The 13,957-nt window shown below is 63.2% G+C and carries 12 protein-coding genes; 4 read left to right on the forward strand and 8 right to left on the reverse strand.

The window, feature by feature from the left end; all coding sequences use genetic code 11:
- A partial coding sequence (tpiA, locus tag SH809_13825; protein MDZ4700783.1) for a triose-phosphate isomerase occupies positions 1–577 on the forward strand: 577 nt, incomplete at its 5' end.
- Here tpiA and SH809_13830 read toward each other — a convergent pair.
- Positions 567–869, reverse strand: a complete 303-nt coding sequence (locus SH809_13830) for an FmdB family zinc ribbon protein (protein MDZ4700784.1) — start codon at positions 867–869, stop codon at positions 567–569. The genes tpiA and SH809_13830 overlap by 11 nt on opposite strands.
- A 145-nt stretch (positions 870–1,014) precedes the next feature.
- Complete coding sequence (locus SH809_13835; protein MDZ4700785.1) at positions 1,015–3,963, reverse strand: glycoside hydrolase family 3 N-terminal domain-containing protein; 2,949 nt, start codon at positions 3,961–3,963, stop codon at positions 1,015–1,017.
- A 154-nt stretch (positions 3,964–4,117) separates the two neighbouring features.
- On the opposite strand from SH809_13835, the gene SH809_13840 reads away from it, so the two are divergent.
- The 3 genes from SH809_13840 (at position 4,118) to SH809_13850 (ending at position 7,456) form a co-directional block, all read left to right on the forward strand.
- Positions 4,118–4,672, forward strand: a complete 555-nt coding sequence (locus SH809_13840) for a pyridoxamine 5'-phosphate oxidase family protein (GenBank protein ID MDZ4700786.1) — start codon at positions 4,118–4,120, stop codon at positions 4,670–4,672.
- Between the two features lie 47 nt (positions 4,673–4,719).
- The gene (locus SH809_13845; protein MDZ4700787.1) at positions 4,720–6,057 is read left to right on the forward strand and encodes an MFS transporter; all 1,338 of its coding nucleotides are present in this window, start codon (positions 4,720–4,722) and stop codon (positions 6,055–6,057) included.
- Positions 6,058–6,130: 73 nt separating this feature from the next.
- A complete protein-coding gene (locus SH809_13850; protein MDZ4700788.1) occupies positions 6,131–7,456 on the forward strand; it encodes a M20/M25/M40 family metallo-hydrolase in 1,326 nt (441 codons plus the stop codon).
- 27 nt (positions 7,457–7,483) lie between these two features.
- Here the strand turns inward: SH809_13850 and SH809_13855 are convergent, their stop codons facing one another.
- From SH809_13855 to SH809_13880, 6 genes are all read right to left on the reverse strand, one after another.
- Complete coding sequence (locus SH809_13855; GenBank protein ID MDZ4700789.1) at positions 7,484–8,824, reverse strand: amino acid permease; 1,341 nt, start codon at positions 8,822–8,824, stop codon at positions 7,484–7,486.
- 2 nt (positions 8,825–8,826) lie between these two features.
- Positions 8,827–10,491: an ATP-binding protein gene (locus SH809_13860; GenBank protein ID MDZ4700790.1), complete on the reverse strand. Its 1,665-nt coding sequence runs from the start codon at positions 10,489–10,491 to the stop codon at positions 8,827–8,829.
- Positions 10,475–10,699 (reverse strand): hypothetical protein, encoded by a 225-nt coding sequence (locus SH809_13865; GenBank protein MDZ4700791.1) that lies wholly within the window; start codon positions 10,697–10,699, stop codon positions 10,475–10,477. The genes SH809_13860 and SH809_13865 overlap by 17 nt, the downstream gene beginning before the upstream one ends.
- A gap of 11 nt (positions 10,700–10,710) precedes the next feature.
- On the reverse strand, positions 10,711–11,796 hold the full coding sequence (rlmN, locus tag SH809_13870) for a 23S rRNA (adenine(2503)-C(2))-methyltransferase RlmN (GenBank protein MDZ4700792.1): 1,086 nt from the start codon (positions 11,794–11,796) through the stop codon (positions 10,711–10,713).
- Between the two features lie 157 nt (positions 11,797–11,953).
- Positions 11,954–12,742, reverse strand: a complete 789-nt coding sequence (locus SH809_13875) for an ABC transporter permease (GenBank protein ID MDZ4700793.1) — start codon at positions 12,740–12,742, stop codon at positions 11,954–11,956.
- Between the two features lie 56 nt (positions 12,743–12,798).
- A complete protein-coding gene (locus SH809_13880) occupies positions 12,799–13,722 on the reverse strand; it encodes an ABC transporter ATP-binding protein (protein ID MDZ4700794.1) in 924 nt (307 codons plus the stop codon).
- Positions 13,723–13,957: the final 235 nt, after the last annotated feature.

Raw genomic sequence — 13,957 nt, forward strand, 5'->3', positions numbered from 1 at the left:
GGATATGCACTTCGAGGACGACGGCGCCTTCACCGGGGCGGTCTCGGGGGCGATGCTAGCGAGTGTGGGCTGTCACTACGTCATCCTGGGCCACTCGGAGCGCCGGCAGTTTTTTGGAGAGACGGACGCGAGCGTGAACCGGAAGACCCTCAAGGCGCCGGGAAGCGCGCTGATCCCCATCGTGTGTATTGGTGAAACGCTGGCTGAGCGCGAGGCCAACCGCGAGGAAGAAGTCGTCAGCCGGCAGGTGCGTGCCGCGCTGGATGGGTTCACGCTGACGTCTGCCGAACATCTGGTCCTGGCCTACGAACCGGTGTGGGCGATTGGGACGGGGCGGACGGCCACGCCGGAACAGGCACAGGCGATCCACGCGTTCATCCGCGGCTTACTGATTGAACAGTTTGGCGAGGCTCTGGGCCGCGCGATTCACATTTTGTACGGCGGTAGCATGAAGCCGTCGAATGCGGCGGAGTTGCTGGGGCAGAAGGATGTCGACGGCGGGTTGATCGGCGGCGCCGCCCTCAAGGCCGACGACTTCCTGGGCATCGTCGCGGCGGCGGAAGCCGTCAATCGCTAGAGGAAGACGAGGCCGGCGCGGCGGGCGTGCTAGGTGTGGCTGAGACTTTTTCGGCCGGCTTTTCGGAGGACCCTTCGGAAGCGCCGGCCGAACTCGTTTTGGCGGCGCCCCCGCTGCGCGGGTAGTCGGTCTGGTAAAAGCCACTTCCCTTAAAGACCAGTCCACCTGCGCCCCGAATGATGCGCTTCACGTGCATTCCGGTAGTCGGACAGGTCGTCAGCGCGGCTTCCGTGATGCGCTGCTCGAACTCGAAGGTCGTACCGTCTTCGCGCTTGTAGGTGTACGTGGGCATACGCTCTAAAATGGCGGTAAGTAAAGGCGTTCATGAGAAAGAGCGAGAGCATGCCTGAACGAATTCAGCTGGTCTCCCGGCACGAAGCCATCAACCAGAAAGCGGTGGCGAGGTTTCACCAGAGGGGCGCCGCTCGCCGGCGGTTTCAATCATGGGTGATGTTTGGCAGGATAGGAAGGGCCGGCCCCAGTATGGCCCGAAAGGCGATATCCGCGAGGTCCGACCGTACCTGGTTATGCTTTGTGTTGTCGCGCGTCGGGTAGACCCGATTGGTCAGGAGTACGACGAAGAGCTTTGCGTCGGGGTCGATCCAGATCGAGGTGCCTGTAAATCCCGTATGCCCGAAGCTGCGGGGACCGAACAGGGTGCCGGCGGAGGAGAAACCGGAGGGGCTCCGGGTATCCCATCCCAGCGCCCGTGTATGGGTCTCGGACGCCGCGGCGGTGGTAAACAGGCGGATGGTTTCGGGCTTCAGGAAGGGCACGCCGTTTACACGTCCGTCGTTCATGAGCATGAACGCGAATCGGGTGAGGTCGTCGGCTGACGAAAACAGGCCGGCGTGGCCGGCGGTGCCGCCGAGGATGTACGCCGTTTCGTCGTGTACTTCGCCCTGGACCAGTCGTTTGCGGAAGGTATGATCGATCTCGGTCGGCACGATCGAGGGGTCTTGCCCCTGGCCGGCGGATCGGAAGCCTGTTCGTGTCATGCCGAGGGGTTGGAGCACGGCGCGCCGGACATAGTCTCCGAACGATTCCCGGGTGATCCGCTCGATGACGAGCGCCAGCACGATCATGTTAAAATCGCTATACCGCATCTCGGAGCCCACCGGGTAGACGAGGGACTCGCCCATGACATGGTCGATGATGCCGGCCCGGGTCAGGATGCCCATCTCATGGAATGGCCGAAACGGGATGAGGCCGCTCGTGTGTGTGAACAGATGCCGGATCGTGATGCTGCCCTTGCCGTTTTTACCAAACTCCGGGATATACTGGCTAACGGGAGCGTCGAGGCTGAGCAGGCCCTGTTCGTATAGCTTCATCGCGGCCGTCGTGGTGGCGATGACCTTGGTCATCGAGGCGACGTCGAACAGCGAAGCGGGCGTGACGAGCTGGTCGGAGTCGTATGTGAAGTAACCATAACCGGCGGTCTTCACCAGCGCCAGCTCGCGGCCGATGGCGACGGACGCGCCTGGGAAAGCCTGATCGGCGATGGCGCGATGGATGAGTGAATCGACCGAGGTGATCGTTGCGCCGCTCATGCCCACTTCCTCAGGCGCGGCGGATCGGGGGGAGATCTGCGGCGTCACAAGCCCGTGGCCGAACGGATACAGCCCGGGAATCGTGATGGGCAAGGTGCCCGAGAAGCCGGACTGACCGAAGAGCGCTTGCACGGATGTTTTCTGGGAAGCCTCGCTATGGCTGTACGCCGCCACGTAGACGGCCGGCTGTGCGGGAAGGGCCTGTATGAGGTAGGGAGATCCGAAGGCGATGACCACGACGGGGATGCGGCGGGCGATCAGCGTGTTGAGGAAACGCTGGAATGCCGGCAGAAGTTGGATGCGGTTGCTGCCGGAGCGCACCGGCAAAAAGGCCGGCACGATCACGAGTTCCGCCGCCGAGGCGATGTTCAGGGCCTCGGCAAAATCGGTTTCCGTGGCGCGGCGGTCCAGCGACCGCTTGAAGATGCGGCTGCCCGACGCCATGCCTGAGAGTTGGAGCTGGAATACCGCGCCGGGGTCTGCCTCGTCGGTGTCATTGAGCGCGATCGAGGCGATCGATGCCGGCCGACGCGTGAGCGGGACGAGCTGTCCCTGGTTGCGGATGAGTGTGAGCGAGGCGCGGGCAATGGTCTCCGCGAGCGTCGTATGGGGTTGGGAGGCAACGATCTGGCGGGCCTGAGCCGGCTCGGTGTGACGCTCCTCATGGAGACCAAGCCACTCCTTGGATTGCAGAACGCGGAGCACGGACTGGTCGATTCGATCCTCTGTCAGCCGGCCCTCTTCCACGGCTTTCAAGATCGCCGAGCGCGCCGCATATTCGTCCTGTGAAAGCACCAGCATGTCGATGCCGGCCTCGATGGCGCGGACAGCCGCTTCACCGGTGCCAAAGTGTTTGGTGATGCTCGTCATCCGCATCGCATCCGAGACGATCAACCCCTTGAATCCGAGGTCTTCACGCAGGAGGGAGGTGACGATTCCCGAGGCCAGCGTGGCCGGCACGCGAGGATCGGGTTCGAGCTGGGGCAGGGCGAGATGGCCCATCATGATGCTCATGATGCCGGCGTCGCGGACACCCCGGAAGGGTACGAGCTCGACGGAGTCCAGCCGCGCACGGTCGAAAGGGAGGATCGGGAGGTCGGAGTGCGAGTCGGTGGCGGTGTCTCCGTGGCCGGGGAAGTGTTTGGCCGTGGCAATCACCTTGCCATCCTGTAGGCCGAAGGTGAACGCCTTCACCATGTCCGTCACCAGATCGGGGCGTTCGCCGAACGAACGGACGTTGATGACCGGGTTGGCGGCGTTGTTGTTGATGTCCGCCACCGGGGCGTAGACCTGGTCGATGCCCAGCGCGCGGGCCTCGCGGGCGGTGGCGTAGCCGGCGGCATAGGCGAGGCTAGTGTTACGTGTGGCGCCGAGCGCCATCGCACTCGGGAAATTGGTGGTGCGCGAAATCCGCATGCCGGCGCCGGACTCCATGTCCTGCGACATCAACAGCGGCAGGTTGGAGCGGGCCTGGAGTTCGTTGGCGAGCAGCAGTTGCGAGTAGGGATCTCCCTGGAAAAAGAGGATGCCGCCCACCTGGAATCGCTCGACGAGATCCACCAGGCGCTTGTACGCCGGGTCGTCCGCGCTGGTGTAGACGCCGTAGGCGTAGGAGGAAAAGAGCTGAGAGACCTTTTGTTCGAGGGTGAGCTGACGGAGGGTGGACCGCGCCCAGGCCCCCGTGCCCTCCAGGTATTCCTCGTAGTGGTCCTGGCTGGTGGGCGGGCTTCCTGTCCCTTTCCCGTTGAATTGGAGGGCCATCCAGGCCGGCACCGCTACCACGCAGGTGACGATAAAGGCAGCAGTGAGCCGATCCAGCAAGGTAGTTTCTCTCATACGGAACAGCGTTACGCGTCTATCGCACCATGCGTAAACGACCTACGATACGAATCGGATTGCAAAAACAATGCGCCATTTGGATGAACGGAACTACACACCGCGAATTCTGTGTATTGATCCCTTCAACACGCCAATCCTACGGTGCGGATCAATGGCCACCTTTTACGATGCGCTCACGGACGAGCTCCAGGTGTTTATCGAGCAGCAGCCCATCTTTTTCACCGGATCCGCGCCGGCAGACGGGCGCGTCAACGTGTCGCCCAAGGGGATGGACAGTTTCCGGTGTTTCGATGCGCGGACGGTGGGGTATCTGGATGTGACGGGCAGCGGTAACGAGGCAGCCGCACACATCGGTGAGAACGGCCGGCTGACGATCATGTTTTGCAGTTTCACCCGGCAGACGCTCATCCTACGGTTGTACGGGAGGGGGGAAGTCGCCCGCCGCGGCACGGCACGATGGGCGGAGCTCATCGACCGGTTCACGCTGCTCCGCGGAGCCCGGCAGATCGTAGTGTTACATATCGACTCGGTGCAGACGTCCTGCGGGTACGCTGTGCCGATCATGGAGTATGTCCGCGACCGCGACACACTCGTCAAGTGGGCCGGGGGACAGACGGACGAGGAACTGGTGGCCTATCGCGAGCGGAAAAATACACGGAGTATCGATGGCCTGCCTACAGGGAGCTGGTTGCTGGAAGGCCATTAACGGAGGGCCCCGGGGGGTGTAGGTGTATGAGCGAAGCGCGTAGAACCATGCCTGTCCTCCTGCTCGGCGTCCTCATCGCCGCGCTGGACATTGCGATCCTGGGGCCGGCGTTGCGCGCGATCGCCGAGACGTTTTTGCTGGACGAACGCGCCGTGGCCTGGGTGTTTATCGTGTTCTCCCTGTTCAGCCAGCTCGGCAACCCGATCATGAGCGGGTTGTCCGACAGCTACGGTCGCCGGCTGGCGTTCGGGTGGTGCATCGGGTTGTTTGTCGTGGGCACCTTGATCGTCGTCTTTTCGCCCACCTTCTTCATCATGCTCGTAGGCCGGGCGTTTCAGGGAGCCGGCGTCTCGGGTATTTTCCCGATCACCGGCGCTGTCATAGGCGATCTATTTCCGGTCGAGCGTCGCGGGAGGATGCTGGGTATCGTGGGCGCCGTCTTCGGGGTGGCGTTCATCATTGGGCCCATCGTAAGCGGCGTGATGCTGCAATGGTTTTCGTGGCGCTCCCTGTTTGTGGTCACCCTGCCGCTGGCATTGTATGTTGGGATCGTTGGCGTTCCACGCCTACCCCACGTCCGCGCCGAGCGGGTTGCTCGGCTGGACTGGCCCGGGGTACTTGCGCTGGGCGCGGCGATGGCGTGCTTCACGTTTGCCATCAATCAGGTAGATGCTGAACGCATCGGCGCGAGCCTGCTCAGTCTGCGTGTGGGGCCGTTTCTGGGGGCGACGGTCCTTTTTTTTGCCCTATTTTTAGCCATCGAACGCCGGGGGGCGCACCCGTTTATCCGGCTGGGCCTGTTTCGGTCGCGCCAGGTGGTCATCGCCTGTCTGGTCAGCACCGGCGCCGGCGCTACCGAGGCGGTCTTTGTGTTCCTACCCAGTTTCGCCGTGGTGGCCTTCGGGGTGGCGGACCGCGCGGCGTCGTTTATGTTGCTGCCGCTGGTGACGGCGCTGGCGATCGGGTCGCCTTTGTGCGGCCGGTTGATCGACCGGCTGGGGTCGCGGGCAGTGGTACTCGGCGGCACGGCCGTGACGGCGGCGGGACTGGCGGTGACCGGGATGTCTACCGACAGCATCGGGTTATATTATGCCGGCGGGGTGTTGATCGGACTGGGTCTTTCGGCCATCCTGGGTTCGGCGCTGAGTTATATTGTCCTGAATGAGGCTCAGCCGGGTGAGCGGACGGTGGTACAGGGGGTGGTGCGCCTGTTCAAGGCCGTAGGCCGGCTGTTGGGGGGCGCCCTCATCGGAGCCGTGGCCGCCTCTGGCGGAGGATCGATCGGGGGCTACGCCCGCGCGTTTGCCGTTATTGCAATAGGGATGGGGTTGATGCATGCCCTGGCGTACGGGTTGAAGCGGAGGGGGGAAGAAAAGGAGGGGTAAGGTTTTCATGTTGATCGTTTTTTAACGTCATCCCCGCTAGATGTATGGGATGATCATCCGACCATTTCCGTCCATGACACATTCCTATTTCAGCCTGGCATTGCTGGCGATCGGTCTCCTGGCCGGCTGTGCCGGTGAACCCTCGGCGCCGGCCACTGAAGACACGCCGGCCGTCGCGTCAGAATCCGCCGTAGAGGAAATTCGAGTGTTACAGGCGCTGCCGGCCCTCCAATCCGCCTTTGCGTCGGTGGTGGCGATGGAGCCTCGCACGATGCAGGATCTGATCTATCTCACCGAAATCCCGGCCCCGCCTTTCGGCGAAGGGCCCCGGGGTGAGGCGTTTGCGGCGCTGATGGCCGAGGCCGGTCCGGACTCGCTCTGGACCGATGCCGAGGGCAACGTCATAGCCCGGGTGGACGGAGTCACCGGGGACCGCACCGTGGCATTCGGGGCGCATCTGGACACCGTGTTTCCCGCCGGCACGGACGTTACCGTCCGTATGCGCGGCGACACCCTCTATGCTCCGGGCGTCGGGGACGACACACGCGGATTGGTGGTGCTGCTGGCCATGCTGCGGGCGATCCGGAGCGATGACCTGCGTTTCGAGGATGACCTTTTGCTGATCGGGACCGTAGGCGAAGAAGGATTGGGCGATCTGCGGGGGATGCGCTACCTGTTCGGGCCCGAAGGGCCTGGCATCGATGCCTTTATCGCGGTCGATGGTGGTCCGGTGGGAAATATCGTCAACGAGGCGCTGGGGTCGAACCGGTACCGGGTGACGGTTTCGGGTCCGGGTGGGCATTCCTGGGGCGCTTTCGGCGCCGGCAATCCGGCTCATGCCCTTGGGACGATGATCCATCTCTTCTCGGAAAAGGCCGAGCCGTACACGGCGAACGGGCCACGGACGTCCTACAGCGTGGGCCGCATCGAAGGTGGCACGTCCGTGAACGCAATCCCCGATGCCGCATGGATGGAAGTGGACATGCGTTCGGTAAACCCGGACCGCCTGGCTGGAATCGATGGGCTACTCAAAGAGGCGGTGGCGGAGGGCCTGGCCTACCACAATCGGCTAAAACGCTCAGGACCTGAGCTGACGGCGTCCGTCGAATCGATCGGCCAGCGCCCCTCGGGCGCCACGCCGGCCGACGCGCCGCTCGTCCAGCGCAGTCTCGCCAGCGCCCGCGCCCTGGGCGGCGACGCCAGCCTCTCGATGTCCTCCACCGACGCCAACATCCCCATCTCGCTAGGCATCCCGGCGGTGACGATCGGCCGGGGGGGCGATAGTGGCAACGCGCACGCGCTCGACGAATGGTGGCTCAACAAAGACGGCCACCTGGGCATCCACTGGGCGCTACTGCTGGCGGCCGCGGAAGCGCGGATCGTGTCGACGGGCGACTGAGGCCATGGGCCTCCGTCTGCCGCGTCTTCAATCCAGGCTGCCGGTTGATGCCTCGCCGGCGCTGAATCCGCGCCGCATCACCGCATACACCGGCAATCCGGCGATCAACAGCAAAAAGCCCCAGAAGACGGTCTCCTGGCCGGAGCCGGCAATGGCCCAGAGCGAGTAGAGGAAGGCCACGATGCTTACAGATAGTTGGCTGGCGAGCCGGCCTCGCGACAGCGCCTTCCCTTCTCGGAGTGAAATCCAAAGTTCGGTCATGCTCGAAAACACATAGGGCATCAGGGTGGCGAGGGTCGCGAGCAGGATGAGGAAGGTGAACGCCTCGACGAGACCCCGCGTGTAGTTCATTCCAATGAGCGCGCTGGAGATGACGCTGGAAACGATGAGGCCAAACGCCGGCGACCCGCGGCCGGTCAGCCCGGCAAACCGCGCGGGCAGCAAGCCGTCGAGCGCGGCTGCGCGCGGAAGCTGGCCGGACAAGAGCACCCACCCGTTGAGCGCACCGAACGCCGAGATCGCAGCGCCGGCGCCCATCAACCACCGGCCCCAATCCCCCCAGATTCTCCCGGCCGCATCCGCGAACGGCGCGGTGGAGGTCGCCAGTTCGGCAGGGGCGATGATGCCCATGACGGCGACGGTGCAGATGATGTAAATGGCGGCGGCGAGGCTCGTGCCGAGCATCGTGGCGCGTGGGATGGTGCGTTTAGGATCGTGGATGTCGCTTGCCGGGACCGTGCCGGATTCGAGGCCGAGGAAGGCCCACAAGGTGAGGGTCACCGTACTGCTGAGGGCGAGCATCGGCGAGTCGCCCGTCGGGTTAAATGGGACGAAATGACCGGGTTCGAACGTAAAAAAACCAAACAGCGCTACAGCCGCGAGGGGTAATACCTTTAGCACGGTCGTCACCAGTTGCACGCCGCCGGCCTCGCGCACGCCGGCGACGTTGACGGCCGTCAGGAGCCAGAGCGGGATGAGGGCGGCGGCGGCGCCCAGGATGGGCGAGGTGCTAAGGCCGGGCCAGAACACCGTGCTGTAACTCGCGAAGGCCACGGCGAGCGCGGCATTGGTCGTCCACATCGAGATCCAGTACGACCACGCGACCCAGAACCCCCCGAAATCCCCAAAACCTTCCCGCGCATACGCGTACGGCCCCCCGAGCCGGGGCAAGCGCATGCCCAGCCGGGCAAAGACGAGCGCGAGGCACAAGGCCCCGCCGGCGCTGACAAGCCACCCGAGGATGCTGATTCCACCAAACGGGGCCAGCGAAGCCGGCAGGAGGAAGACCCCCGAGCCGATCATGTTGCCCAGAACGAGGGCGGTGCACATCCACAATCCCAGGCCGCGGCGTGTAGGGGGTTCAGGCATGATCAATAAAAATCTTCGCTGATTCGTTTTTTAACCGCCTCGGGTGAGGCCCCGCTTGTACTCATCTCCCGAAAAAACGCCTCGTCGTACGTCCGGCTGCGGACGACGATGGGCATCGGGACGGCGTGGCCCAGCATCAGGGCCTGCTGCTTGGAGTCGAGGCCGGCGAGCACCTGCCGCAGGCCCGAGGCGTTGCTTGTGCCCACCAGCGCGGCGGCGATGTCCTTCTCGTCGTTGAGCTGGGCGACGACCTTTGTGCCGATCTGGCTGAGCACCTCTTCGTCGATGGCGCTCGGGCGCTGATCCACGACCAGGAGGGACACATAAAACTTGCGCATCTCCCGGGCGATCTTTCCGAACGGCGTCTCCCGCGCCACGCCGGGGCTGAGGAATTTGTGCGCCTCCTCGATGGTAATGATGAGCGGGGTGGGTTTGTCCGCCTCGTTCTTGGACTGGAGGTACCGGTTCGTCTTTTCCTCGTAGGCGTCTCGGATGCGCCGGGTGATGACGTTGGCGACGAGGAGATAGACCTCCAGGCTGGAGTAGCGGCCAAATTCAAACACGATGGATTTGCCCTGGTCGATCGTCTCCAGGAGCGCCTTGATCACGTCGATTTTGCCGCCCGCAGCGTCCGTGCTGAAGAACTCGTGCCGCTGAAACCGGCTGAGCTTGCGCTTGAGGGCCTCGAGGGAAGCCACATGGGCCCCGCAACTATCGGCCAGGGACTCAATGCCGGCGCTATCGGCCTCCAGAATACGCTGGAGCCAGGCGCGGCCGTGTTTCTGCTGGACCAGGTAGGCGCTTTCGGCGGCCGTCTGGTTGAGGTTGAGCGTGTCGCGGAGTGGGAGGATGTCATCCGGCTCGATCTGGTCGGCGTAGAGGCGCACCTCGAAGTCGGGCGTGACGCGGCGCTGGCGGGTCGTTTTGGGGTCGAGCGAGAAGATGCTGACCTTCGACGGAAACAGGTCGCGCAGCCCCTTCACGAACCCGGTCCCGCCGTCATTTTCGATGGTCGCGCTGTAGCCGTACTCCGAGTGCATATCGAAGATGAGGTTGACGGCGCGGTCGTTTTTGATCGTCCCGCAGAGCAGCAGCCGGGTGAGGAAGGTCTTCCCCGTCCCCGTCTTCCCGAACACCGCGTTGGAGCGCTCGACAAACCGTTTGAGGTTGATACAAACGGGGATGCCCTCCATGCCGAGCGGCTCGCCCATGTGAAAGTATGTGTTGCCGCCGTCGTTGGCTTCGTGGCCAAAGATGCGGGCTACATCGTCGGCCGTGGCGCGGGCGACGGGGGAGAAGTGGGCTGGGATGGTTTTGACGGAGCGCGCCGGCTCGGCCTGGAGGTCCTGATGCCCTGTGTTCGGCATCATGAGCATCGGCTTGAGCGCTACGGTGGCGTAGGTCGAGACGCCGCGCATGACATCGCGGAGCAGGGCGTCGTCCGCCGCCGGCGGGTGGAGGAGGATACCCTCGTTGGCAGCTTCGATGCTCGCATCCGTGATCATCGCGAAAAAGTCGTACGCCTCCCCCTGGATGACGACGAACGAGCCTGCGGCTATGGCCTCGACGGACAGGTCGTCGTCCAGCTTCATATCGATGCCCTGGCTCAGCGAGCCGCGGGTGATGACGCCGAGTTTATTCGGGCGCACGTTAGGATTGGCGGTCATTGTCGCGGGCGATCCAGGCCAGGAGCTTTTCGGCGAGAAGCCCGGTGAGCGCGATCGCGATCATTTCGGATACCATCCGGGGGAGCATGCGTCTGCCGAAAAGGCTCATGAGCCGGGGCAGGCTGAGGACTAGTAAGAAAGAGCCGATCATCCCGAAGAGCCAGTTAAACAGGGAGTCGGTGAGGCGTGGGTGGGCGGAGTTGGGCATGGGAGTAGCGATCAGGCAGCCGCGGGCGTCATCTGGTCGGCGCGCAGGGCCAGCTGGCCACAGGCGGCGTCGATGTCTTGCCCACGGCTGCGACGTACGGTGACGGTTGCGTGGCCGGCTACGAGCACCCGGATGAACTTATTCAGCTGGGTCTCGCTGGTGCGCCGAAAGGCGAGTGCTTCGACCGGGTTGTACATGATGAGGTTGACCTTGCTCGGGGCCCAACGCGTTACATGCACAAGCTCGCGCGCATCGGCTTCCGAGTCGTTGAATCCCTGAAACATACAATATTCGTAGGTCACCTGCCGGCCGGTTTTCCGGGTGTAGTACTGGATGGCCTCTTTGAGCGCCGAGAGATCGGTTCGCTCGCTCCGGTTTACCGGCATGATTTCGCTGCGCTTGGCGTCGACCGGCGCATGGAGGGACACGGCCAGGTTGAATCGCGTCTCGTCGTCGGCCAGCTGTTTGATACGCTTGGCGAGGCCTACCGTGGATACGGTGATGCGGCGCGCTGAAAGGCCCATGCCTTCTTCGTGGGTAAGGCCTTCGATGCTGCGCAGCACCTGGTCGTAGTTGAGCATGGGTTCGCCCATGCCCATGTACACGATGTTCGTGATGCGTCGGCCGTATTCGGCCTCGGCGATCTTGTTGAGCTCCCACACTTGATCGAAGATCTCGCCGGCGGAAAGGTTCTCGCTGAACCCCATCTGGCCAGTTGCGCAAAACGAGCAGGCCATGGCGCAGCCGACCTGGCTGGAGACACACACTGTGAGCCGGCGCGGATCACCCTCTTCGTCGAAATCCGGGATGAGTACGGCTTCCACCTTACGCCCCGAAGCGATCGAGAACAGGCATTTGATGGTACCGTCCGAGGCCTGGCTGCGATGTTCGAGCGTGAGCGGCGCGAGGGTGAATCGTTCCGCGAGCGCGGCACGAAAAGTTTTCGGGAGATCGGTCATGCCATCGTAGGACCGCACCCCTTTTCCGTAGAGCCAGGCGAAAAGCTGGCCGCCCCGGTACGCCGGCTGACCGAACTGTGGCGCAAGGCCCAGCAACTCGGTCCGGCTGAGAGATAGAAGCGACGTTGTGGGTGTCACGAAGGTGGAAGTTGAAGGTGGTGTCATCCTGGGCCTGTTGAAGGACCTCTCGGACGGTCGGAAGGTCCTTCGACAGGCTCAGGATGACACTATTTTTTGGGGTTTCATGTAGGCTTGAACATGGATAACGTCAAGAAAAAACCTCGAACGTAGAACATTAAACCGCCGCGGAAAGCGGTCTTTTGACCGTCCACGTAGCCACCCCGATCATGGCGGCGGCGAAACCGGCTCCGATGAGTAAACTGATGGGGATGCCCGCGAGGGTAGCCGGCGCGGCGTCCGGCCAGTACATGCCGGACCGCATCCCGCTGATCATGTACGACACCGGGTTGAGTCGGATCGCCCACTGCAGGACGGTTGTGGCGCCTTCGTAGGGGAAAAAGGCGCCCGAAATCAGCCACATGGGAAGAAGAAACAGGTTCATGATCGCATGAAACCCCCGCGTGGTGGCCATGCGCCAGGCGATGGCGATCCCGAGCGCCGTAAAGGCGATGCCGGCGAAGACGCAGAGGGTCAAGATCAGCAGCACCCCCGGAATCGAAGGGAAGATCGACAAGAACGGCAACAGGACCAACAACAGGATGGCCTGGATGAGCGACAACGTCGTCCCGCCGAGCGTACTGCCCAGCACAAAGGCCGTCCGCGATACCGGCGCCACGAGCGCTGCCTGGAGGAATCCGGCCTTCCGCTCTTCAACGATGGAGATGGTCGAGAAGATGGCCGTGAACAGGATCATCAGGGCGATGATGCCCGGAAAGAGAAACTCGAAGTAGCCGACGCCTTCCTCGCCGGCGCCGGGCAGGCTGAACGACCCCTGAAACCCCATGCCGAGCAGCAGCCAGAACAAGACCGGCTGCGCCAGCGCGCCGAACACCCGGCTGCGGTCCCGCACGAACTTGACGATCTCACGCCGCCAGAGGGCGGAAATACAGTGGAGGTAGGACATGGGGAAAGGGAAAATGCAAAATGCAAAATGCAAAATGGGTGGGCAGTCTTATCGAACTACGTATTCATCTTCACTCCGGACAGTACCATAAAGACATCTTCCAGGGAGGGTTTGCGGACGGTGGCGGAGGTGATGGCGGGGCCGAAGCGCTCGTAGATGGCGGGTAGTTGTTGGATGGCAGCGGCACCGGCGACCCGGATGTCGTTGCCGACGACGCGGGTTTCGAATCCGAAGGCGCTGGCGATTTCGCGTGCGAGGGAATCGGGCTCGGCGGCGGCGATCCATAACATTTCGTCGCCGAGGCGGGCCTTCATCTGGGCCGGCGAGCCTGTCGCCACCAACTTTCCGTGGCTCAGCAGGGCGAGGGTGTCGCAGGCCTCGGCTTCGTCGAGCAGGTGCGTGGCCACGATCATCGTGACCCCTTCGCGTCGACGGTGCTGATGCAGCACGTCCCAGAACGTGCGCCGTGCGATCGGGTCGAGGCCGGTCGTCGGCTCATCGAGCAGCAACAGGCGTGGGCGATGCAGGAGGCCTCGGATCAGATCCACCCGCCGTTTCTGACCCCCCGACAGCGTGCTGATGCGGTCGCCGGCGCGGTCGGCAAGCTCAAAGACCCCCAGGAGCTCCTGAATGCGGTCCGCGAGTAGCTTCCCGGAAAGGCCGTACAGACTGCCGTGAAAGGTCAGGTTCTCCATCACCGTCAACTCGGCGTCCAACGCGGGATCCTGGAAGATGACGCCCAGGAGCGGCCGGACGGCAGCCGGAGAGGTGACGGGGTCATGACCAAAGACCTCGACGCGCCCACTCGTCGGATGTATCAGGGTGGAAAGCGTTCTGAAAAGGGTGGTTTTACCGCTGCCGTTGGGCCCGAGGAGGCCAAACAGATGCCCGGACTCAACGGTGAACGACACACCGTCAAGCGCCTGGAAGTCCCCGTATCGATGGGTAAGGGCATCGACGCGAACGGCGGGGTGAGCCATGGGCGGGAGAATCAGTGAAAGACGTAACGCGAAAACCCGAAGGTCGACCGTAGAGACACGATACATCGTGTCTCCCCATCAAACCATTCGATCGTAGAGACACGATACATCGTGTCTCCCCATCAAACCAATCGACCGTAGAGACACGATACATCGTGTCTCCCCATCAAACCATTCGATCGTAGAGACACGATACATCGTGTCTCCCCATCAAACCATTCGATCGTAGAGACAC

The sequence above is a fragment of the Rhodothermales bacterium genome (assembly GCA_034439735.1).
Taxonomy (GTDB): domain Bacteria; phylum Bacteroidota; class Rhodothermia; order Rhodothermales; family JAHQVL01; genus JAWKNW01.